Genomic DNA, 22909 nt, shown 5'->3' with positions numbered 1-22909 from the left:
TGATTAACGCTGTTCTACATCTTGCGTAAACTGGAGAATGATAAACTCCGCAGGTCGAACAGCAGCCAAGCCGACTTTTACAATCATCTGCCCTTGATTAATCTGTTCTGGCGTCATCGTAATGCCCTTGCCAATCTGTACGAAATAAGCTTCTTCTTCTTTGCTACCCGCCAGTCCCCCTTGTTGCCACAGGCTATGAAGATAATTGCTGATTGCCGCCCTGACGCGTTCCCAGGTCGGCTGGCTGTTAGGTTCAAACATGGCAAAACTCATGGCGCGCTTAACATCCCGCTCGACGGTATTAAACAGTCGGCGCACAGGGACATAACGCCAGTTGTCAGTGTCTTCCAGTGTTCTTGCCCCCCAAACGGTGGCACCGGTATTGCTGAAATTTCGGATCATATTGATGGCACGGCCGGAGTTGTATGCGCCCTGCAATTCATCCGTGACCAAAAATTCAGGCTCCAGACCGCCTTTCAGAGCGATATTGGCAGGAGCCTTCCACACTCCGCGGGATAAATCGACGGAGGAATAAACCCCTGCCATAACAGCACTCGGTGGAATGGCAATATTTGCCCAATCTGCTTTCAACCACGGGTAGTAAACTGCGGCAAATGCTGTGGCGTCATACTTTTCTTTGGCCGTTTCTGCACCATCGATAGTCAATGCTTCTTCAGGGCCATCAAAAATGGCAAATAACCCCTTTCCTGGCTTGCATAAATTTGTTGCGGCTTCTTGAATATCTTCACCCGCCGCAACCAGCAAAGTGACATCATCTAAGGTTGGAATTAGTTTTTCTAAATTCTGAGTCTGGATGAGATAGCAGTAGCCTCCGCCATTGGTAAAATAAGCCCGCAGAGAAACTGACAACTTATCTTTGTTGTCAAAGTCACCAACCAAATTTAGATAATCCATCCAGGAATTAATCCGGAATGCAGTATCTCCGTTAAAATGTTTGTTTTCTTTATTCACGGCAAAAACAGGAACGGCTGTGGCACTATTTGATACAGATAAAGCCAGGCTATTTAATTCTTCAATATAAACGCCGGGATAACTGGTAACGGTTGTCATAAAAATTCCTTTATACAAAATGATTAACTATGTAATGCCTTAAACAGCTTGCATGGTTACGCGATCAGCTATCAGGCTAATTTCCTGAATGGCGATATCATTGCTGGTGGCATCAAAGGAAGGGGAAGTCAACGAGGTAGGGAAAGCATTAGCAACATTCCAGGTCATCAATAATTCGGTGCCTGCATCATTGGTTAAGCTGATGGTAATATCTTTTTTCTCAACTTGATTAAGTTGGATAGAATTAATCCAATCAAACAGTTCAGTTTTGCCGGGGAAAACACCTTTACGCAGAGTAATATTGATCGGTTGACGTTGGCCGGGCATTTTTAACCAATTACCTACACCATCACGGTACTCAATGGTTTCATAGCTAATATCCAGTCCTGAAACACTATTAAATGGAATTTGTTCATCCCCAACAGAAACAATGAAACGATAAGAGGGAATAGGATATTCAACTGCAATTTGAGATGTACTTGTAGACATAATAGCCTCTTTTAAGAAATGGTTATGATTGATTTCAATTAAGATAGGATGAAAGAAAATATATTCAGATAAAGCTACCGCCACAAAATGACAGGAAATATCATTCTGAATTTTTTTGGCAATATCATGATTACATCGATAGTCATCGTGCCGAAAAAGCGATAATGAGTACATTGCCAATAATGCAATTTGCTTTTTATGCATCTTTATTTACATGTAAATAAAGATGAAGATATTATGTCTTGTCTGTTAAAACTTGTTATTTTTTATACCTGATGCGGTGAATTAAATATGAATTAATAGAGCATTTTCATAAAGTTATATAATGATGAAGATATGATCATTCAGGACTAACGCACCAAAGATCACTTTATAAAAATGCCAAAATATTCAATGAGGTTTCTATTTTATTATGACCGGAAATATCGGAACTTTGCGTGGTTGTTATGTGATGATTCTTACCTTGGAAAATAGGAACAAAAAAACATTCAAATAAAAAAGATGATAAATGTATTTATATACAAGAAGAGTCCTTCTGTGTCCTGAAAAATATTCCGACAATGTTATAAATGTTCATCAATTTGGAGAATAAAATGACTGATAACAATCGTAATTCGGAAAGTTTGTTTACAGCTAAAATAAACGCAATACCGCTAGCAGATGCACTAAAAGAACGTTTTAAATCGGGCAGTATTCCATTGCAAACTGATTTTTCTGATTTAATTGATATGGCAAATGTCGGGCTACGTGCCACAGGGCAAGCCTCAGATCAAGAAGGTTCTGGTGATGGATTCAAACTGGATGATAGCGGAACACTGCAACTTAAATTAAATCCAGGCAGTACCGCCACTGACTATGCACCGTTAATTAGCGTGAAGGACATGCTAGCAACCGACCTTGGTTCCGGGTTGGTGTATAAAATAAATGGTATCTGCGTTGGTGAGGGGAACGGCCTTGCTGTCGGCACTAATAATGTGTCGTTAAAACTGGCGAAAGGCTCACAAGTCAATGGTGGCGGTGGTCAAGGTACTGATGGGCAAACTTCCGGTAGTGCCGGAGGTTTGGCGTTAAGCAATAGCGGGTTATCTGTTGATGCCGGGGACGGTATTCAAATTAATGGCAAAGGGGTGAGCGTTAAACTTGCGACCAACAGTGGATTAAGTGCAGATGAGAGTAATGGTTTAAAAGCCGTTGTCAGCAATGGTATTCAAATTAATGCCAAAGGGATGAGTGTTAAACTCGCAGCCAATAGTGGATTAAGTGCGGATGAAAATAATGGTTTAAAAGTTGTTGTCAGCAATGGTATTCAAGTAAATGGAAATGGTATTGGCCTTACTCCTGAGCAAACCTTCCAGAAAGGGATGGTGATGATGTTTGCCGGAACTGCGTCTGAAATGCCAAAAGGGTGGGCATTATGTGATGGCCAAAGTGGAAGGCCGGATTTACGGGATAGATTTGTACTTGGCTCTACCGGATTTACCAATGTTAATCAAACCAATAATCAAAAGGTACAGGGGAATAATAATGCCAAGTCTTTTAATGTAACTTCAGATACAAAAACCCCCAGCATTAGAGTTAATGTTAACGGGCATACCCTAACACTTTCTGAGATCCCATCGCACAGTCACTCTATTAAAAGTGCGGGGAATGAAGGGGGGGACGGGCAAGCTATATATGAGAGGAGTGGGAGGAGTCCTAGTTATAAATGGAGTTTTTCAGGGTCAGAAGGAGGGGGAAGATCGCATAGCCATGGAGCCTCAGCAACTCAAGACAGCCATTCTCATAGTGTTAATGTGGTACCCCCATATTATATTCTCGCTTTTATCATTAAGTTGTAGTTCATTTTCTTTTTTTAGTTGTGATAGGGGGTAGGTTTTACCTGCCTCCTGAGTTGACATTGTGAAGCCTAAATAATTATTTAGGAACATACAGCCGGCACCATAATGACGGTAGCGTTTGGGCAAGACGCTGGCGCAAATCAGTTTCATCAAGGGGTACATCACTGACGTAATAAGCAGCCAGGCTATCAGATGAACCACTGGCTTTGACCAACGCACACTGGCGTATACCTTCGATTGCCATCAGCGTATTTTCAATTTCCCCCAGTTCAACCCGATGACCATTGACTTTACCGTATCCAGTTACTCAGTCTTATATCAACCGTTGAAACGTTGAGAAAGAAACGTCCACCACAAAAATAAGGCACCGGAGTCATTAACATCCGGTGCCTATATTCTGCGAAATTATCCGGCTGTTATAAGAATCTTTAACCAGATAACCCTATCTTTAATTATCGCTTCTCATCCCGCAATATCACCGATATTACAGCGCCTCCACTTCACAATTCATTGCCAATGCCGTGCTTAAGATCTTAGCCAGAATCGTTTTATTTTCGCTATCTTCCATCAGGCTAAAATGATCTCCAGGAACAGGAGTTAATTGTAGCGAAGAGTCGGGAATTATCTGCTCCCAACCTAACGACGGTTTCATTGTTACGGACTGTAGCTCAATATCCGTAACAAACGGGATCTGCGGATAAGATTCCATGGCATAGAATTGATGCAAGGTTATTGCAAGGGCTTTCGGCTTATAATCTTTGACCATTTCAACATAATTCCCTATCTGCTCCCAGCGTCTTGCAATTAAATCAGGGCGCAAATTAGATGGGTATAATGCCAACTCCTGTGCAGCGGCAATAAATTGCACCAAATTCAGCTCATCCATTTTCTGATATAATGACGCAATTTCCTGAGGATGTTCATCTACTGACCGCCTTGCCAAATCAGCCAGAAAATGAAGTTTAGGTTGAATGACCAGTGCCTTGAGATGGTGAGGAGCCGGTGTATCAATCAGGCCTAAAAAGTCAACTGTCTCTCCAGCATTCAAGAGTTGCTGAGCAATGGCATAAGCCAGTACACCACCAGAAGAATAGCCGTATATCCGGTACGGTCCTTCCGGTCGCACCGCTTTCATAAAGGTAATCATTCTGACTGCCAGGGCTTCAATGGTCGGCAGTGCTTCATTGATGAATGGCCAAGGTAGCGCATAAATCGGGTAATCCGCCTGAATATGCTGAGCCAGCCCGAAAACATAGGAATAGTCCTCCATGCCGCTAGGTATAAAGAATAGTGGCGGTTCGGTGCCAGCGGGTCGTATTGGTACGGCGCTGCTTTGTGATTGAGATAGCGGATCTAGTGTGATCTCTGCCACCAGTTCCGCCAGCACCGGAAATTGGAACAGATTATTCAATGAACAAATCAACCCTCTCTCTGCGGCCAGACTGATCATCCGCATGGCAAGCAGAGAGTGTCCTCCCAAGGTAAAGAAGTTGTCTTGCCGGCCAATCCGCTCAACGCCCAGTAATTCACGCCAGATAGTTGCCATAACGATTTCCGTTTCCCCTTGCGGCGCTTCATAGATTTGGCGGGCAAAGGTGTGCTGCTCAGGCACAGGCAACGCCCGATGATCCAGTTTGCCGTTCGGGGTCAACGGAAAGGCATCCAACTGCACAAAAGCAGCCGGAATCATGTAGTCAGGCAACAAGGTTCTCAAATGACGATGTAATTGGGTCGCCAATCCGTTATCCGCAGACGCCGCTATATTATTAGCTTGCGCCACTACATAATAAGCCACCAGACGTTTATCCTGCCCATCCCCCAACACCAACACAGTGGCTTCACGCACCGCCGGATGCTCTGCTAACCGGGCTTCAATTTCCCCCAGTTCAATACGGAAACCCCGGATTTTTACCTGCTGGTCATTACGGCCGAGAAATTCCAGATTGCCGTCCGGCAAATAACGGGCCAAATCTCCGGTGCGGTACAGGCGCGCGCCCGGAATATCACTGAACGGATCAATCAGGAAACGGTCAGAGGTTAATTCAGGACGGTTCAGATAGCCACAGGCCACCCCGTCACCCCCAATATAAATCTCACCGATTGCTCCCAACGGAACTGGCTGACCATGATTGTCCAGCAGATAAACCCGCGTATTGGCAATGGGTCGGCCAATAGGGATGTTTGTCGCACCCTGTTCTAATGCCTTGATGCAGTATGTTGTCGTAAAAGTGGTGCCTTCACTGGGTCCATAGCCATTTAAGAGTTGTTGTGGTGGGCTGGTATTCAATACCTGACTGATAACATGAGGATCAAGAACATCACCCCCGACAATCAGGGTTTTTATCTGCGGCAGAGCCGGAGATAGCTCAGTGAACAACCGGTTAAACAACCCGACAGTCAGCCACATCACTGTAATGCCATGGTTTTGTACAGCCCGGACGAGTTCCACCGGTGTCAATAACATGGCACGATCAATCACGACCAACGCGCCCCCATTAAGCAACGGTGCCCAGACGTCAAAGGTGCTGGCATCAAAAGCCGGATTCGCGGTAAAGGCCACCCGATCATCCGGTTCGATGGCTGCGTAACCGTTATTGATGACCAACCGAGCCACGGCACGGTGCGGTACCAGAACGCCTTTCGGAGTGCCGGTTGAGCCAGAGGTGTACATAATATAGGCCAGTTCCGTGCTGATACGCGGTAAATCAAGGTTAGTACTATTTTTTTGTCCGCTGGCTTGTTCACTCACCGCCTCGCTTTCATCGGAAAGACGCAACAACGGGACAATCAAGTCAGTCGGAATTGCTGTCTGTGTATCGGTAAGTAACAATTTGGCGGCACAGTCATTGATCAGCCAGTTTTTCCGCCCATCCGGCATATCAGGGTCCAGAGGGAGATAAACTGCACCAGCTTTAAGTACTGCCAGTTGCGCCACCACCAGCTTGATGGAGCGCTCAAACAACAGCACAATATGATCGCCGGAGCCAACACCTTGCCTAATTAACTGACGAGCCAGCCGGTTTGCCCATACATTCAGTTCACTGTAGCTCAGGTGTTTTTCTCCTGCGATCAGGGCTGTTGCCTGCGGAGTTTTTTCCACTTGCTGTTCAAAAAGTTGATGAATACATAACGATTCAGGATACACGGTTTCAGTGGCATTCCAGGTTTTTAACAACAATGTGCGTTCAGTTTCCGGCAGAATTTCTAACTGCTGTACCGACATATCAGGTGCCTGCTCAAGTGCTTCTGCCAGACTTTCTAACGCTTGCTGCATATAGCCGCATATCCGTTCCGGATCAAATGGCTGCACGACTTGAGCCGTCAGCCCCAGATCAGAGCCGCCATCCTCGACCGACAACACAAACGGATAGTTGGTTCGCTCCTGTGCGCCAAGGAATTCGACGCCGCTCACGATGTCATTCGGCGTTACCGGCTGCGTATTATGTCGGTAGTTCAACAGCGCATTAAAAAGCGGCGTTCCACGGGCTACGCCACTACAGCGCTGCGCCAGCGCCAGTGAAGCGTGTTCATGTTCCAGCAACCCTGCCAGTCGGCCATGTGCTGCGCGTACACTGTCCCGCACCGAGGTATGATCGATATCCAATCGCAACGGCAAGGTATTAATAAATAGCCCCATGCCGCTGTCCGATCCTTCACCTGCCTGCATACGGCCAAACAGCACGGTGCCGAACACCACGCGATCCTGCCCGCTGGTGCGTGACAGCACCTGTGCCCAGGCCAGATGGCACAGTGCCGCTACACTGACACCCAAGCGCCGCGCCTGATTACGCAAGCGATCATTCAGTTCCGCGGGCAGCATCCGGTGAGATTCCGTTACCAGTGAACCATCATAGTGCACTTCCGACAATCCAAAGGACAGCGTTGGCTCATCTACCTCAGCCAACATATCGGTAAAGAAACGGGTATGTTCTGCCTGACTGACACCCTGCCGAGCCTGTGCGACCAGATGACGGAACGGCACCGGCGCAGACAAGCTGTCTGTTCGTCCGGTGAGAAAGGCCTGAACTTCATTGTTCATCACTTCCAGTGTGGTATGGTCGCCAATGAGATGATGCAGCAATTGCAACACAATCCAACGGCCATCGCTCTCTTGTGCCACAACAAAACGTAATAATGGTGCCTGATTCAGGTCAATACGATGTTGACGCGGATCGAAACGTCGGGCCAGTTGGTCACTGATCAGCCCGTCAGCCGGATCGAGCGTCAATTCCGTCACTAACAAAGGTACCTGACGGCAAACGACCTGTGCCGGCACAGATAAACCTTGCCAGATAAAAGCAGTACGCAAGATATCATGACGGTCAACCACCTGTTGAACCGCAGCCAGATAACGGTCGAGTAAACGTCGATCGGCAAAAGCCTGTTGCGTGATCAGCAGATAGGGATCGCCCTCATTTGCCAACAAATGGTGGAATAAAATGCCATCCTGTAACGGTGACAGCGCATAGATATCCTGAATATTGGCTATCCCGCCCGACACTTGCTCAACAATACAATCAATGTCAGATTGAGTGAGATCAATCAGCGGCAACATGGCTGGTGTTAGCATCGTCGCATCCGGGGTAATAACGTTGTCAGGCACACTCATTTCACAATGCTGAGCCAAAGATTGGGCTAATACACTTAATGTCGGATGCTGGAACAGCGTTTGTACTGACAGGCCTAAACCAATACGCCGTAAACGTTCAATCATCTTGACCGCCAGCAGCGAATGCCCGCCCAAAGCAAAGAAACTGTCATGTCGGCCAATTCGCTCAACGCCCAGTAATTCACACCAAATCGCCGCCAATGCCATTTCGGTTTCCCCCTGCGGAGCCGCATAGACCTGCCGGGCAAACGCCTCATTGTCCGGTACCGGCAACGCCCGACGATCCAGCTTGCCGTTAGGCGTCAGCGGAAAGGCATCCAGACGCATAAACGCCGCCGGCACCATATAATCCGGCAACACCTTACTCAGATGGCTACGCAGGTTATTGACCAATTCTTCATTTACATCGGCCACGATATAGGCCACCAGGCTTTTGTCCTGCCCATCCCCTAACACCAGCACGGTGGCTTCACGCACCGCCGGATGTTCTGCTAACCGGGCTTCAATTTCCCCCAGTTCAATACGGAAACCCCGGATTTTGACCTGCTGGTCATTACGGCCGAGAAATTCCAGATTGCCGTCCGGCAAATAACGGGCCAAATCTCCGGTGCGGTACAGGCGCGCGCCCGGAATATCACTGAACGGATCAATCAGGAAACGGTCAGAGGTTAATTCAGGACGGTTCAGATAGCCACAGGCCACCCCGTCACCCCCAATATAAATCTCACCGATTGCTCCCAACGGAACTGGCTGACCATGATTGTCCAGCAGATAAACCCGCGTATTGGCAATGGGTCGGCCAATAGGGATGTTTGTCGCACCCTGTTCTAATGTCTTGATGCAGTATGTTGTCGTAAAAGTGGTGCCTTCACTGGGTCCATAGCCATTTAAGAGTTGTTGTGGTGGGCTGGTATTCAATACCTGACTGATAACATGAGGATCAAGAACATCACCCCCGACAATCAGGGTTTTTATCTGCGGCAGAGCCGGAGATAGCTCAGTGAACAACCGGTTAAACAACCCGACAGTCAGCCACATCACTGTAATGCCATGGTTTTGTACAGCCCGGACGAGTTCCACCGGTGTCAATAACATGGCACGATCAATCACGACCAACGCGCCCCCATTAAGCAACGGTGCCCAGACGTCAAAGGTGCTGGCATCAAAAGCCGGATTCGCGGTAAAGGCCACCCGATCATCCGGTTCGATGGCTACGTAACCGTTATTGATGACCAACCGAGCCACGGCACGGTGCGGTACCAGAACGCCTTTCGGAGTGCCGGTTGAGCCAGAGGTGTACATAATATAGGCCAGTTCCGTGCTGATACGCGGTAAATCAAGGTTAGTACTATTTTTTTGTCCGCTGGCTTGTTCACTCACCGCCTCGCTTTCATCGGAAAGACGCAACAACGGGACAATCAAGTCAGTCGGAATTGCTGTCTGTGTATCGGTAAGTAACAATTTGGCGGCACAGTCATTGATCAGCCAGTTTTTCCGCCCATCCGGCATATCAGGGTCCAGAGGGAGATAAACTGCACCAGCTTTAAGTACTGCCAGTTGCGCCACCACCAGCTTGATGGAGCGCTCAAACAACAGCGCAATATGATCGCCGGAGCCAACACCTTGCCCAATTAACTGACGAGCCAGCCGGTTTGCCCATACATTCAGTTCACTGTAGCTCAGGTGTTTTTCTCCTGCGATCAGGGCTGTTGCCTGCGGAGTTTTTTCCACTTGCTGTTCAAAAAGTTGATGAATACATAACGATTCAGGATACACGGTTTCAGTGGCATTCCAGGTTTTTAACAACAATGTGCGTTCCGTGGACGACAAAATATCAATAACCGCAACAGGTTGTTGAGGCTGGTTCACCATTGCCCGCAATATAGCCTGCAAATAACCCATCTGCCTTTCGATGGTTTCATGGTCGAACAGGGCAGAAGAATAATTCAGCACTCCGACAATTTCGCCCGCCTTCTCCGTTAATTCCAGTTGCAGGTCGAATTTCGCTATGTCGTATCCCAGCTCAAAGGGGGTTACCGTCAGTTCCGGTAATTGCCACTCCTTTGTTTCACTTTCTTGCCAGGCAAACATCACCTGAAACAGTGGCGTATGCTCTGGTCTGCGCGGTGGCTGAACAATTTCTACCACTTGCTCAAAAGGCAAGTCCTGATGTTCCTGTGCCCCTAGTGTCGTCTGCCGTACACGCTGTAGCAATGTGACCACATCCGGCATACCGGATAAATCAATACGCAACGCCAGTGTGTTGACAAAGAAACCAAGCAGTGACTCAATTTCCCGCCGGTTACGGTTGGCACTCGGTATACCAATCACCACATCATCCTGACCAGACAGGCGCGATAACAACGTAGCCCAAGCGGTCAACAGTGTCATAAACAGTGTAGTACCGTGCTGTTGCCCCAGAAGTTTCAGGGCCTGTACCAGTGTGGCATCAAAGTGTACGGCTACCTGACCGCCGGCAAATGATTGCTGCGAGGGTCGCGGTCTGTCCAGCGGCAATTCAAGTAATACCGGAGCATCTGCCAGTGTACGACGCCAGTAATCACTCTGCGCCTGTACGCCTTCATCAGAGAATACCTGCCGCTGCCAGACAGCATAATCAGGATATTGAATGGTTAATGGCGGCAGCGGATCAGGTTGTTGATTCAGACAAGTAACATAAAGTGCCGCCAGTTCTGATTCCAGTATCCCTAAAGACCAACCATCAGAGATGATATGATGCTGAGTCAGCAGGAATAAATGCTCCTCTTCGGCCAGTTGGATCAGTGCGCAACGAATTAAAGGCCCACGGGCAAGGTCAAACGGTGTTTTGGCTTCCTGTGCGCACAAATGCGCAAGCTGTTCATCAACGTCAGAGGCTTTACGCAAATCGTATTTTTGCATCGGCAGAGCAAATTCCGCCGGCAACAATTCAACCTGAGGCTGACCCTCTACAGTGATAAAAACCGAACGCAGTGCTTCGTGGCGGGCAAACAGGCGATTCAGGGCCTGTTGCCAGGCAGAAAGGTCAAGCCGTCCACGTAAGCGCAGGGCTGTCGGAATATGATAGGTGTCACTGATCCCCTCAAATTGCGCCAGAAACCACAAACGCTGTTGACCAAACGATAAAGGCAAAACACGATCACGGGATATTGGCCTGATTTCAGGCAATTGATCATTGTTCGCATGACGTTGTGCGCAGATCTTTTCGGTAAATGCCACCAGTGACGGAGACATAAACAACGTGGCCAACGGCAGATCGACACCGAAAGCGGTTATCCGGTTCATCATCCGTACCGCTGACAGAGAATGTCCGCCCAAGGAAAAGAAATTATCATACCGGCCGATCTGTTCAACACCCAGTAATTCACGCCAGATAGCCGCTACTGCGATTTCCATTTCTCCTTGTGGCGCAACATAAATCTGGCGGGCGAAAGCATCTTCCCCCGGCGCGGGCAATGCCTGATGATCCAATTTACCGTTTGGTGTCAGCGGGAAGGCCTCCAGGCACACAAAAGCGGCCGGCACCATATATTCAGGTAATACCGCGCTCAAATAGGCGTGCAAAATGGCCGCTAATCCGCTATCCGCTTCGGCCACAATATAGGCAACCAAACGCTTATCTTGACCATCCCCCAAAGTCACTACCCGCGCTTCATGCACCATAGGATGTTCTGCCAACCGGGTTTCAATTTCACCCGGCTCAATGCGGAAACCACGGATTTTAATCTGCTGGTCGTTACGGCCAACAAACACCAGATTGCCGTCCGGCAGGTAGCGCACTAAATCCCCGGTCCGGTACATCCGGGAATCAGGCACATCACTGAATGGATCAGCCAGAAAGCGCTCGTCAGTCAGATCCGGACGATTGAGATAGCCACGAGCGACACCATCCCCACCAATATACAATTCTCCCACCACCCCTAATGGGACTGGCTGGCCGTCGTTATCCAGCAGGTAAATGCGTGTGTTCGCCGTTGGGCGTCCGATGGGAACCAGCATATCAGTATAGTGTGACGGGCAATGCCAACTGGTCGCACAGACCGTAATTTCTGTCGGGCCATAGGCATTAAACAGGGTTGCCTGACGACTTAGTGACCGTATTAGCACAGGGCTGGGGGCTTCACCACCCAATATCAATGTCGGTTTTATCGTTATCGCTGGCAAATCAGCCCCATCCCGCAACAGAGCAGGAGTCAGGCAGGCATGTGTCACCGATTGTTCTTCCAGATAATGCCAAAGGCGACGCGAGTCTTGACGAACGGTCTCGGCCGGAATAACCAGACAGGCTCCGCTGCCTAATGCCATCATGATTTCCCAGACACCGGCATCAAAGCCAAATGAAGCAAACTGCAACATTCGGCTGGCGGGATGAATGCCGAATCGGGTGATTTTATCCTGAATAAGATTGATCAACCCACGATGTTCAATCATCACCCCTTTGGGTATCCCGGTCGATCCAGACGTGTAAATCACGTAGGCGAGATGGCGGGAGGTCAAGGCAGCAACTTGTGGATTGCGGTCTGGCTGATCAGGTAAGATAGTTGGGTCCAGTATTGTCAGTCTTGCAAGTGCCTGTTCACCCAATGCGGCTCGTCCGGTACTGTCCGCCAGCAATATCTCTGGGGCTGCATCGGTCAGGATATGTGACAGTCGTTCTCCCGGATAAGCCGGATCTAACGGCACATAGGCCCCACCCGCTTTCAGCACTGCCAACACCGCTATTACCCGCGCGGGTGAACTTGTCATGCAAATCGCCACCCGTTGATCTGGCACGACACCCAAGGCAATCAGTTGGTGGGCAAGCTGGTTAGCACTGGCATTCAATTGTCCGTGGCTGAGTGTCTGATTTTCAAACACCAGTGCCGTGGCATCCGGGGCTTTCTCCGCCTGTTGCTCAATTAACTGATGGATGCACAGTTGTTCAGGATAAGGAGTTTCAGCCGTGCTCCAGGTTTCCAGCAATAACGTGCGTTCTGATGCAGGCAAAATATTGAGTGCCCGTACCGGCGTTTCCGGCGCCAGTTCAAGGGCATCCGCCAGACTTTCCAGCGCCTGCTGCATATAACCGCATATTCTTTCTGAATCAAACGGTTCCACCACCTGAGCAGTCAGACCCAATGTGTCGATACCATCCTCAACCGACAGAACAAACGGGTAGTTAGTACTCTCCTGTTCACCAAGAAATTCAATATCCGGCACCATTTCATGCAGTGTCATTGGTTGTTCATGATGCCGGTAATTCAACAGGGCACTAAAAAGCGGTGTGCCGCTCTGTACACCACTGCAACGCTGGGCCAATGCCAGTGAGGCATGTTCATAATCCAGCAATCCGGCTAATCCGGCATGTGCCATCCTGACGCTATCATGTACCGAGGTACCATCTATATCCAGCCTCAGGGGTAATGTATTGATAAACAGCCCCATACCGCTGTCAGCACCTTCCCCCGCCGCCATGCGTCCAAACAGCACCGTGCCGAATACCACTTTCTCTTGTCCGCTGGTATGCGACAATACTTGTGCCCAAGCTAAATGACACAGGGTTGCCAGACTGACGCCCAGACGTCTCGCCTGCGCACGCAGACGGTTATTCAGCACAGGAGGCAGCGTCCGGTGCGCTTGTATGACCTGCGAACCATCTCGATGTACTTCAGTCAGCCCAAACGGTAACGTCGGTTCATCCACCTCCGCCAGCATGTCGGTAAAGAAGCGCGTGTACTCTTCCTGACTCACCCCTTGGTAGGCCTGAGCGACCAGATTACGGAAAGGCACTGGTGCCGGTAAATCATTGCCCTGTCCGTCAAGATAATCCCGAACTTCGCGGTTCATGACTTCCAGCGTGGTGTGGTCACCAATCAGATGATGTTGCAATTGCAGTACATACCAGCGGCCATCCGTTTCCTGTGCTATTACAAAGCGTAATAACGGCGCTTGACTGAGATCGAGACGATATTGGCGCGGATCAAACCGTTGTGCCAGTTGATCACTCACCGACCCGTCAGCCGGGTTCAACATGAGTTCAGTGACTGACAATGGAGCCTGACGCCAGACCACTTGCGCCGGAACAGACAATCCCTGCCAGATAAAAGCGGTACGCAAAATATCATGGCGGTCAACTACCTGTTGTACCGCGAGTAAATAGCGATCCAGCAAATCACGGTCAGCAAAGATCATCGGATAAGCCAGCAAGTAAGGATCACCTCCTTTCGCCAGCAAATGGTGAAACAAGATACCGTCCTGCAACGGTGACAGCGCATAGATATCCTGAATATTAGCTGCCCCACCGGGCACTTGCCTGACGATGTGATCAATGTCAGGTTGAGTCAAATCAATCAACGGTAATATCGCCGGTGTCAGTGCCGTGGTCGCCGCGGTAATGAGATTCGGCGGCACTGTCACAACCTGATGTTGCCGCAGAGTTTGGGCCAGCTCTGCCAGTATTGGAGACTGGAACAGGTCGCGGGCAGCCAGCGTCAGACCTAAATGACGTAGCTGTTCAATCATGCGTATGCCGAGCAACGAATGACCGCCCAGGGCAAAAAAGCTGTCATGTCGGCTTATCTGCTCAATACCCAGTAATTCACGCCAGAGAGTCGCTAATGTAATTTCCCGCTCCCCTTGCGGTGCAGCGTAAACCTGACGGGCAAAGGCCTCTTCACCCGGTACCGGCAACGCCCGGCGATCCAGTTTGCCATTGGCAGTCAGCGGGAATACATCCAACCGTACAAAAGCCACCGGCACCATATAATCAGGTAACCGCGCACTGAGGTGTTCACGCAAGTGGGCAGGTAATTCGTTATCCGGCTCTGCCAGTACATAAGCTACTAACTGCTTGTCTTGCCCTTCGCCTGACGCTAATACCACGGCTTCACGCACTGCCGGATATTCCGCCAGTCGGGTTTCAATTTCCCCCGGTTCAATACGGAAACCACGGATTTTAACCTGCTGATCGTTGCGCCCCAGAAACTCCAAATTACCATCAGGCAAGTAGCGGGCTAAATCACCCGTCCGATACATCCGTGCATTCGGGACGTTACTGAATGGATCAGACAGAAAGCGTTCAGCGGTCAATTCAGGGCGATTGAGATAACCACAGGCCACTCCGTCGCCACCCACATAAATCTCGCCAATCATTCCCAATGGCACTGGCTGGCCCTGCTCATCCAGTAAGTAAACCCGTGTGTTGGCAATGGGCCGGCCAATCGGAATACTGGTTGTTCCTGTGGTTAAAGCCTTAATCCGGTACGTGGTGGTAAAGGTGGTGCCTTCAGTCGGCCCATAGCCATTCAATAACTGCTGGGGTGGATTATTGCGTAAAACTTGGGTAATCACATGAGGGTCAAGGATATCACCGCCGATAATTAAGTTTTTCAACTGTGGCATAACCGGGAGCAACTCCGTCGCCAGCCGGTTAAACAGGCCGGCGCTTAACCATAGCGTATTAATTTGATAACTGTCTAATTCCTGTACAAATTCCGGGGGCGTCAACAAAGTGGTGTGGTCGATCACCACCAGTGCCCCGCCATTGAGCAAAGGAGCCCACACTTCAAAGGTGCTGGCATCGAACGCAGGATTAGCCGCGAAAGCAACCCGGTCATTGGTTTCAATTTCAAGATAGCCATTATTAATAACGAGTCGGGCCACGGCGCGGTGAGGCACGATCACCCCTTTTGGGGTGCCAGTTGAGCCGGAGGTGTACATGATATACGCTGGCGCAGTACTGGAACAAAGTAAATCAGGATTAAGGCTTTCCTCTTCCTTGCTCACGTCTGCCTCATCAGAAAGGCGAATTAGCGAAACATCCAAGTCAGTCGGAATAGCCGTTTGCGTATCAGTGAGCAACAATTTGGCTAAACAATCTCTTATCAGCCAGTTTTTTCTCTTGTCCGGTACATTGGGGTCGATAGGAATATAAACTGCCCCTGCCTTGAGAATAGCCAATTGAGCCACCACTAACTCAATAGATCGTTCTAACAGGATTGCTACATGATCATTCGGGCCAATCCCTTGTTTAATCAGTTGATGAGTCAGTCGATTAGCACGAGCATTCAATTCCGCATAACTCAGGGTCTTATCCCCTGCTATTAATGCCGTCGCTGTCGGGGTTTTCTCTACTTGTCGTTCAAACAACTGATGGATACCTAACTGATCAGGATAGACGGTCTCAGTGGCATTCCAGGTTTCCAACAGCAGTGTACGTTCAGCTTCTGGCGACAAATTAAGTTTCTGAACAGATATGTCGTCACTGACCTTTTCTGGCTGTATTCGTACTAATCCCGTGTCAAAGATAATTCCCTTTTTAGCCATGCTATCTTTCATCTACTTATTACCTCAACGAATCTCTTAGTTATTTGAAAAATTTCACTCTCAACAGTCACAACAAATGCTTTTCCCCTATTTCTTTCTGCAAAGAAATAGGGGGCGCGCCAAGTATCAATTAAGATCCTCAGACAACACTTTTTATTGGGTGCTGATGTAATAGCCCTGTTAATAGCCGCATAATTAACAATTCTTAGATAATTATTTTTCTGAAAATGGAATAAACAATTAACACAGTGAACTGGAGGAAGATATTCCATATCCCTGCTGTATTTTGTCCATATGGAATTAATGTTGTATGTAAACTATTTAATTTAAAAATTAAATAGTTACGTAGAGAAATCAACCTCCTGATCATTAATTAATATTAGGTTTACTTTGATAATTCTCTGCAAAATGGGCCTAACTGAATTCTATAGGGAACAGATTTCACCATAAGGAAATTACTTATTATTGGTTATATTGATTAGTATGTATTCATATACGTAAAAATCATTAACCAACCTGATTAAATATAATTTTATAATAATAAAATTATATAACTAATGTAAACGTTAATTATAAATCATATACGCAATAAACCTGAAGATGCATGATAAACCACAATTTATCTTACTGATTTTTAAAAATCGTGTGCGATTTTAACTCTTTGAACCGCAACTCAATTTTCCAACGGCAACGATAAATATCCATGATGTCGTGGGCTGTAAATTTCTCCATTGATAAGTTGGTCAGCCAGAGACAGAAACGTTAGACGTGATTTTCCCTGAACTCAGCGCGGCGATAAGACTGAGGATGAACATATGAGGCTCGATATTTCTCACGCGTTGAATAAATCCACATCGAAAGGCTATCTTTTTCAAAGAAATGTCACTGAAAAATTGCATTAACTGGTGTTTTATAGTGATAATTGTCATAGGCTTCATCCGTGGTTTTGATATGAGTTTGGTGACGATTATCAGATCATAAATGAAGCCTTTTTTCTATCTTAAATAAAGGGTTATCGATTAAGATCCTGTATATGATTAGCTACTAAAAAGCATCATCAACTGCATTTCCTTGCTGATAAGCCAGTGCCATGGTTCATGGCTGCACCAAATACAAAGCCGTTGACTGAAAACGGAATGAACTAACTTGTGCTTCCCTTACCACAAAACAGACATCACTAAAACTGGCCAGCGGACTACTTTGACTATCGGTAATCACAATTTGCTGTGCACCTGTTTTTGCCGCTTTTTCACTATTAATCAGATTAGCAGGCTTGTGAGGTGTCCGGGATCATTAAGCCACTACACTTTTTTTATGTCTGCTTTTATGGCAATTTTGTATCAGTTTGTGGACTACCTCTGAGGTGGGATTATCAGAAATGTTTAAAATCCGAATCTATTGTTTTGGCATATCCCAGTAGATTTCAAGCGACGGCTTTGAAATAGAAGTAGATAAGTAAAAAAATTGTGGAGGTATGTGATGGAATATGAATTTATACAGGATCTTACTGGCCAGGTAACAACGTCTTTTTCAATGGATCATGAAGCAATTGGTTATTGGATGAATGAGGAAGTGAAAGGTGATTTTAGCGTATTGGATAAAATAATAGCAGCATTGAAAGACATTAAAGGTAGTGAACGTCAGTGGCAGTTGGCAGGTCATGAATATACGCTAGTAATGAGCGAAGATGAAATCATGATTAGGGCCAATCAACTTCAGTTTGATACGGAGATGCTGGAAGAGGGAATGAGCTACTACGATAACGAGAGCTTAGCGTTTTGTGGAACAGACGATTTTGTTGTCATGTTGGCTGATTACAAAGAGTTTGTTTTGCAGAAAAATCAAACATAAGTATTAACGTTCAATATGTGATAGTTTTCTGCCATAATCGATATTCCATTATTTTTGTGTTTTGATCGTGGTTTTTCTATTTTTTGAACAGGAGCCTGTGTCAATCGGTGGTGTTCATATCCAGTAATAGCACTGAGTGAGATAGGTTCCAACAATAACGGTGGGCTTTGTATGGAAGAGATCAATCTATCAACTCAGATTGATAAAGCGGCAGGCTGGTTTGCCAGCAATCAGGATTTACTTATCCAGTATGCGGTAAATATTGTATCTGCCATCTTAATTCTTATCGTTGGTTTATTTATTGCCAAGCTTGGCAGTAAAGCAGTCAAACGTGTGATGTCATTGCGTGGTATTGATATCACTATTTCTGATTTTTTGTCTGCAATTATTCGTTATGCCGTCATTGCGTTTACAGTTATCGCTGTTCTTGGGAAGTTGGGTATACAGACAGCGTCTGTGATTGCAGTAATCGGTGCCGCAGGTTTGGCTGTCGGTCTGGCATTACAGGGGTCACTGTCTAATTTTGCCGCAGGTGTTTTATTGGTGATCTTCCGCCCGCTCCGTACAGGTGAATATGTCAGTATCGGTGCTGTAGAGGGAACCGTCGTACAAGTGCAGATTTTCTCTACTACATTACGTACGGCAGATGATCGCATCATTGTGATCCCCAATGGTAAGATTATTGCGGATAATATTATCAATACTAGCCGTGAACCTAACCGCCGTACCCAAATTATGGTAGGAGTTGCATATAATGCGGATATTGATGAAGTAAAAAGAGTGTTGGGCGATGTGATTAAAGAAGATAAACGCATCCAACATGAAAGGGGTGTTACCATTCGCCTGCATGAAATGGCTCCTTCATCACTGAATTTTATTGTGCGTATATGGACTACCAATGGTGAGGCCTGGAATGTGTACTGGGATTTGATGGAAAACTTTAAGCGTACCTTAGATAAGCACAATATTGGCATTCCATTCCCACAAATGGATGTTTACTTACACCAACAACAGGTCGCCTTACAGAAGAATACGGGCGAATAATTAGAAAAACAGATTGGTGTGAGGATCTTTTGGCTCACACCAAATTTGAATCCCGGTTTACATAACATCGCCATCATTTTTTCTAATGATGGATAAGAATGATTCATTTTCCCTAATACAGAATATTGCCTAATATGCATTTGTATTGTAACTAATTGAATGATTATTAGGACTATTTGCATGTTATCGACATTTGTTCAGGGTTTTTTCCTCAGTGCTGCAATGATCCTGCCGCTTGGCCCGCAAAATGTTTTTGTAATGCAGCAGGGAAGCAGAAAACAGTTTCATGTAATGAGTGCGACATTATGTTCTGCCAGTGATGTTCTCCTTATGGTAGCCGGGATATTTGGTGGCAGTGCATTGCTTGGTCAGTCGATATTTTTGCTGCAAGCAGTGACATGGGGTGGTGTTGCTTTTTTACTGTGGTATGGATGGGGCGCTTTCCGGTCGGCATTATCGGCGGAAGCTGAACTTTCCTATGTTGAAAATATTGCTCAGAGCCGCTGGCGGGTCATAGTGACGCTATTTGCAGTAACATGGCTGAATCCTCATGTTTATCTGGATACTTTTGTGGTATTGGGTAGCATAGGGGGGCAATTATCAATGGATCTCCGACCGTGGTTTACCATCGGAGCAGTGCTGGCATCAATCAGTTGGTTTTTCGCATTATCATTTTTGTCGGCGTGGTTCTCACCTGTTCTTAATCAACCCAGATCGCAAAAGATCATTAATCTCTTTATCGGTTGTGTGATGTGGTATATCGCTTGGGGATTAATTAAACAAGGATTGCAGATTTTTTACTGATATCAATACTTACTGTAGAATATTGTGCTAATGTTTCTGAAAGTACCTTACTAATGTATGTATATTTGCTATATTTGAAGGAGGTTTTGTGAAATATAAATCACTGGTATTGGCCGCAATGATGGCTTTGGGAGGATTGCCCAGTATGGCTGCTTCCGCTGCTGAATTGCCATCTGTTCCACATATTTCTACCTCTGGTAACGCGATAATCAAAGCAACACCAGATATGGCCACGTTAATGATCAATGTGAGTGAGACTCAGAAAAACGCGGCAGATGCAAAGAAAAAAGTGGATGAACGCGTCGCGAAATATTTTGATTTTCTGAAAAATAGTGGCATCGAAAAGAAAGATATTGATGCTGCTAATTTGCGCACTCAACCAGAATATCAATATGAACAAAGAACTGGTAAATCAACGATTACAGGCTATAAAGCATCACGTTCAGTTGAAGTCAAAGTTCATAAACTAGATCAGTTGAATACATTGCTGGATGGCGCGTTGAAAGCAGGACTGAATGAAATTAGTTCCGTTCAGTTCAGTGTTGATAACCCACAACGTTATCGTGATGAAGCCAGACAAAAAGCGATAGAGAGTGCTATTCAGCAGGCGACTGCACTGGCAAAAGGGTTCAATGGTAAACTAGGGCCTGTATATAGCATCAATTACCGTGCCCCAGAAGCCGTAGCTGCTCCAATGAGCCGCCTGAAATACCAAGCAGCTCTGATGGCAGCACCCGTTTCAGATTCAGTCAATGAAACTTATGAACCACAGAGCATTGAATTCTCAGATCACGTTGACGCCGTTTTTGAGTTACAACGTTAATTAATTTCATCTTCTTGACGTAACATCTGACGCCCTAGTTTTAACAGGGTGTCAGTGACTTTTTTCATTACTCCGCTTTCTGGGGCAAAACGATGCCAATAAAGCATACGACGCTGGTATAGACCAGGTGTTAAATCAATTAGTTCCCCGGCTTTCAGCTCCTTGCAGATTTGTAAGTGAGGGATCATGCAACAAGTTGAGCCTTGTTTTGCCAATTGAACAAAAGCCTCAGAAGAATTCACGATATGGCAGGGAACACTGCCCGGTGATAGGTCAAAATTCTGTTGTAAAAATGCTTGGTGCATATCATCCAAATGGTCAAATGCAACAGCAGGTGCTTTCAGCAATGCTGGACGAGTGACTCCGTTGGGAAAAAAGCGTTCTGCAAATGTCGGTGAGGCAACAAACAGATAATCAAGGGCACCTAACTTATCAACCAGACAGCTTGGCAGAGGTTGGGATTGGATACTGATTGCCCCAACGACTTCCCCGCGCCGCAAGCGTTCTTGAGTTCGGGTTTCATCTTCCACCTGAATATTTAACCGTATGGGCAAATCGGACAAAACTGGATGAAGAGCCGGTAAAAGCCATGTAGCTAAACTATCTGCGTTAACGGCGAGAGAGAGCAATAGCGGAATGTCGTTACCATTTTCATCGCCGAGCCATTGTGCCTCCAGCAATTCTACCTGATGTAATAGTGCGAGCAGTTTTTGCCCTTGCTCTGTGGGGAGGGGGGGAACGGTACGCACCAACAGAGGCTGACCAAACAAATTTTCTAATTGTTTGATTCGTTGGGATACCGCAGATTGGGTGATGCAAAGTTTTTGTGCCGCCCGCTCGAAACCACGCTCTCGGATCACTGCATCCAGTGCTTGCAGGGATCGGTAATCAGGACGTTTCATTGAAAATAAGACTCTCCATTTTTATAAACATACAGCTATCTATACTCCCTGAGATTTGTTCCTTGTCGTCGCGCTGCATCTGAAATCCTGGTTTAAATAACCATTGAATTCTGAATAACATTATGTGGACTGGGTAGCACTATGCCATATTTTTTCGTGGGATGAGGCAATATTGTTTATACTAGTAGTCAGATTTTTCCTTGTAACTGATTATAGGCTGTGATTGATATGACTCAGGATGAACTGAAAAAAGCAGTGGGCTGGGCGGCATTGGAATACGTCAAACCAGATACAATCGTAGGTGTTGGTACGGGTTCAACGGCAGCGCATTTTATTGATGCGTTAGGAACAATCAAAGATAAAATTAAAGGCACGGTGTCCAGTTCAGAAGCATCGACTGAAAAATTGAAAAGTCTCGGCATTCCTATATTTGATTGCAATGATGTTGATGCTTTGGATATTTATGTTGATGGCGCTGATGAAATCAATGGTCAGATGCAAATGATCAAAGGTGGTGGCGCAGCATTGACCCGAGAAAAAATCATTGCCGCTGTTGCAAAGAAATTTATCTGTATTATTGATACCTCTAAGCAAGTAGACGTATTGGGTAAATTCCCACTCCCGGTTGAAGTTATCCCAATGGCACGTGCCCATGTTGCTCGTGAACTGGTGAAATTGGGAGGAACCCCGGTCTATCGTGAAAACGTGGTGACGGATAATGGCAATGACATTCTGGATGTCCATAATTTTTCTATCGTTGATCCGATTGAGTTAGAGAACCAAATTAATGGTATTGCGGGTGTGGTAACCGTTGGCCTTTTTGCCAATCGTGGCGCTAATGTCGTTCTGGTAGGAACTGAGAACGGCGTTAAAATTCTCACAGAGTAACCATTTATTAGAGGGCAGAATAGTCTGTCCTCAAAATATTTTAGTATTTATTCAAAAAAAGAAAATTTGGTTATATATATCACTTTTCTGCCTAAAAAAACCTCAAAACCCTGTTTTTGTCCTGTAACGAATTATTTTACTTTGCATAACAACTTATTTACTGTTGCTTATTCTGTGATATAAGCAATCGGTTGTCTTGCTGTTGTCGTTTTTTTTGTTATTTTGGTGGAATCTATCGGTGTTAAGAAAATTATACCCAGTGGATTTCGGGTTACAGCCGACAAAA

12 protein-coding genes and 1 pseudogene are annotated in these 22909 nt (G+C 46.5%); 6 read left to right on the top strand and 7 right to left on the bottom strand.

Annotated elements, in window-relative coordinates; all coding sequences use genetic code 11:
* Positions 1 to 3: 3 nt before the first annotated feature.
* The gene (locus tag AC5JQI_RS13730) at positions 4 to 1071 is read right to left on the bottom strand and encodes a phage tail sheath family protein (RefSeq protein WP_493912567.1); all 1068 of its coding nucleotides are present in this window, start codon (positions 1069 to 1071) and stop codon (positions 4 to 6) included.
* A gap of 39 nt (positions 1072 to 1110) precedes the next feature.
* Positions 1111 to 1560 (bottom strand): phage tail protein, encoded by a 450-nt coding sequence (locus AC5JQI_RS13725; protein WP_237386366.1) that lies wholly within the window; start codon positions 1558 to 1560, stop codon positions 1111 to 1113.
* A gap of 593 nt (positions 1561 to 2153) precedes the next feature.
* On the opposite strand from AC5JQI_RS13725, the gene AC5JQI_RS13720 reads away from it, so the two are divergent.
* Complete coding sequence (locus AC5JQI_RS13720; protein WP_493912566.1) at positions 2154 to 3398, top strand: tail fiber protein; 1245 nt, start codon at positions 2154 to 2156, stop codon at positions 3396 to 3398.
* 76 nt (positions 3399 to 3474) lie between these two features.
* Here AC5JQI_RS13720 and AC5JQI_RS13715 read toward each other — a convergent pair whose 3' ends face one another.
* The 4 genes and pseudogenes from AC5JQI_RS13715 to AC5JQI_RS13700 all read right to left on the bottom strand — a co-directional run.
* Positions 3475 to 3642 carry a hypothetical protein gene (locus AC5JQI_RS13715; RefSeq protein WP_493912565.1) on the bottom strand — a complete coding sequence of 56 codons (168 nt, stop codon included), beginning with the start codon at positions 3640 to 3642 and terminating at the stop codon, positions 3475 to 3477.
* 240 nt (positions 3643 to 3882) lie between these two features.
* Entirely contained in the window at positions 3883 to 16323 is a 12441-nt protein-coding gene (locus AC5JQI_RS13710; RefSeq protein ID WP_493912564.1) for a non-ribosomal peptide synthetase, read from the bottom strand.
* 612 nt (positions 16324 to 16935) lie between these two features.
* A complete protein-coding gene (locus AC5JQI_RS13705; RefSeq protein WP_493912563.1) occupies positions 16936 to 17043 on the bottom strand; it encodes a transposase in 108 nt (35 codons plus the stop codon).
* A gap of 363 nt (positions 17044 to 17406) precedes the next feature.
* Positions 17407 to 17565 (bottom strand): annotated as a pseudogene (locus AC5JQI_RS13700) (Fe-S cluster assembly protein HesB); the annotation flags it as partial.
* A gap of 225 nt (positions 17566 to 17790) precedes the next feature.
* Between AC5JQI_RS13700 and AC5JQI_RS13695 the strand changes: the two are divergent.
* The 4 genes from AC5JQI_RS13695 to AC5JQI_RS13680 all read left to right on the top strand — a co-directional run bounded on the left by AC5JQI_RS13695 (position 17791) and on the right by AC5JQI_RS13680 (position 20833).
* Complete coding sequence (locus AC5JQI_RS13695) at positions 17791 to 18162, top strand: YacL family protein (RefSeq protein ID WP_493912562.1); 372 nt, start codon at positions 17791 to 17793, stop codon at positions 18160 to 18162.
* A 171-nt stretch (positions 18163 to 18333) separates the two neighbouring features.
* Positions 18334 to 19206, top strand: coding sequence for a small-conductance mechanosensitive channel MscS (gene mscS, locus AC5JQI_RS13690; RefSeq protein WP_493912561.1), 873 nt, complete (start codon positions 18334 to 18336; stop codon positions 19204 to 19206).
* Positions 19207 to 19386: 180 nt separating this feature from the next.
* Positions 19387 to 20010 carry an arginine exporter ArgO gene (gene argO, locus AC5JQI_RS13685; protein ID WP_493912560.1) on the top strand — a complete coding sequence of 208 codons (624 nt, stop codon included), beginning with the start codon at positions 19387 to 19389 and terminating at the stop codon, positions 20008 to 20010.
* 88 nt (positions 20011 to 20098) lie between these two features.
* Positions 20099 to 20833, top strand: coding sequence for an oxidative stress defense protein (locus tag AC5JQI_RS13680; protein ID WP_493912559.1), 735 nt, complete (start codon positions 20099 to 20101; stop codon positions 20831 to 20833).
* Here the strand turns inward: AC5JQI_RS13680 and AC5JQI_RS13675 are convergent.
* The gene (locus tag AC5JQI_RS13675; protein WP_493912558.1) at positions 20830 to 21735 is read right to left on the bottom strand and encodes a LysR family transcriptional regulator ArgP; all 906 of its coding nucleotides are present in this window, start codon (positions 21733 to 21735) and stop codon (positions 20830 to 20832) included. The two genes, AC5JQI_RS13680 and AC5JQI_RS13675, sit on opposite strands and share 4 nt — an antisense overlap.
* 228 nt (positions 21736 to 21963) lie before the next feature.
* Between AC5JQI_RS13675 and rpiA the strand changes: the two genes are divergently transcribed.
* Positions 21964 to 22623, top strand: coding sequence for a ribose-5-phosphate isomerase RpiA (rpiA, locus tag AC5JQI_RS13670; RefSeq protein WP_493912557.1), 660 nt, complete (start codon positions 21964 to 21966; stop codon positions 22621 to 22623).
* Positions 22624 to 22909 lie beyond the last annotated feature (286 nt).

The organism is Xenorhabdus sp. XBWT (genome assembly GCF_059072735.1).
The sequence above is the reverse complement of the archived record's forward strand: the minus strand, read 5'-3'. Positions and strand labels throughout refer to the sequence as shown.